The organism is Arthrobacter sp. TJ-217 (genome assembly GCF_058269255.1).
The window spans coordinates 1-1,611 of sequence record NZ_JBZCNJ010000026.1; the positions used below are offsets into that span (position 1 = coordinate 1).

Sequence of the window (1,611 nt, forward strand, 5' to 3'; positions counted from 1 at the left end):
TCATCGGTGCCGTTGCGGTTGAAATCCCCGGCATTGACCGCAGCCAGCGTCTTATCCAACACCACCGGAGCCGGAGCAGGAGCAGGAGGCGTCGGAGCAGGGGCAGGTGTGGAGGTGGTTGTGTTGCGCACGAAGCGGTCCAGGCCGGCGGCGCTGCCGTTCCAGCGGTTCCAGTCTCCGACAACGGGGCCTTCACTTGTGTACTGCCACAGGCTGTAGGTGCTCCACCCGGCCGGAAGGGCACCGGTGCAGCAGTTGTTGTAGGAGGCGATGTGCAGGGGGTGGTTGGCGAAGGCGGTGCTGTTGCCCGTGCACCGGTTCCACCAGTCGGTGGTGGAGTAGATCATCGGCAGCCGGCCGGTGCGGCGCAGCATGGTGTTCGAGAAGTCGCGGATCCAGGTCACCATCTGGGCCGGGCTCATGTTGTAGCAGGTGTTGCCCAGGGAAGGGTACGGGTTGTACTCGACGTCGAGGAGGGGAGGCAGGGTTTTGCCGTCCGCCGACCAGCCGCCGCCGTTGCGCAAGAAGTAGTCGGCCTGGGTCGCTCCACTTGAGACGTTGGGCAGGGCGAAGTGGTAGGCGCCGCGGTCCATGCCAACGTTCTGGGCACCGAGGTACTGGCCGGAGAAGTAGGGGTTCAGGTAGGTGTGCCCCTCCGATGCCTTCGTATAGGCGAACCTTGAACCCCTGCTCCATGCGGCGGCCCAGTTGACGTTGCCCTGGTGGCTGCTGACGTCCACTCCGAGGATGCCGGTTGGCTGCCAGTAGTTGATCAGGGTCTGGAAGGTTGACTCGGCCATCGGGGACATCTCCGCGGGCGCGCTTGGCGCGGGCTCGGAGGCCTCCGGCTGCTCCGACGTGGTGCCTGGCTCCTGCGGGAGGGCGCGCGGTGCATCCGATGATGCTTCTTCCGCCGCAACCTGGGCGAGTTCCTCCTGGGTGGGGACCTGCGGATCGCCGGTCTCGGCAATCCGCTCGGCGCCCTGGCCCAGGCTTGCCCCGAGCGGCCCGATCACATCGGCAAGCGCTTCAGCGTTCCGTGCCAGTTCTTCGGGGGAGAGCTCCTCGGCGTCCGCCGTCGACTGGTCGCCGGTCTCGGCGGATTCGCTGGAGGTGCTGGGAGCCGGGGAGGCAGGCTGTTCCTGCGCATTCCCGGAGGGCTGCGGGGCGGGCGTGCCCAGCCCGGGGGACTCCGCGGGCGAAGGCTCGCTCGACGCGAAAGGCGGCTCTGCCTCCGGTGGTGCGCTGAGGGCGGCCGCTGAGGTGGTTCCGCCAACGAGCGCCGCGGTGAGGATTGCCGCGGCGAGAACGGTGGCTGGACTGTAGCTTTTCACGGTTGAATCTCCAGATAGTGCGGGTTCACCGGTTCCGGGAGCCGCTGGGGAAGCCCTCCGGGGTACGTGGGGGACCGGTGAAGGTTGGTCCGGTGGTGCAAGCCGGGCCCTAATGGGCCCCACTTACACCATCGGCTCTTCTTGTGGACTGGTTAGAGTTTTCCGGCGGGGGCTCCGGTGGTGTAGCCGGGGTTGGGGGGCATGCCGGTTCCGGTGTAGCGCCAGAGGGATCCGTCGGTGCGGGTGGCCAGGAGGTCGGCTTTGGTGTCGCCGGTGA

General features: G+C 67.5%; 1 protein-coding gene. It reads right to left on the reverse strand.

Annotation, left to right across the window (positions count from 1 at the left end; all coding sequences use genetic code 11):
* A partial coding sequence (locus AC4D2R_RS18000) for a lysozyme (protein ID WP_490941469.1) occupies nt 1-1,334 on the reverse strand: 1,334 nt, incomplete at its 3' end.
* Nucleotides 1,335-1,611: the final 277 nt, after the last annotated feature.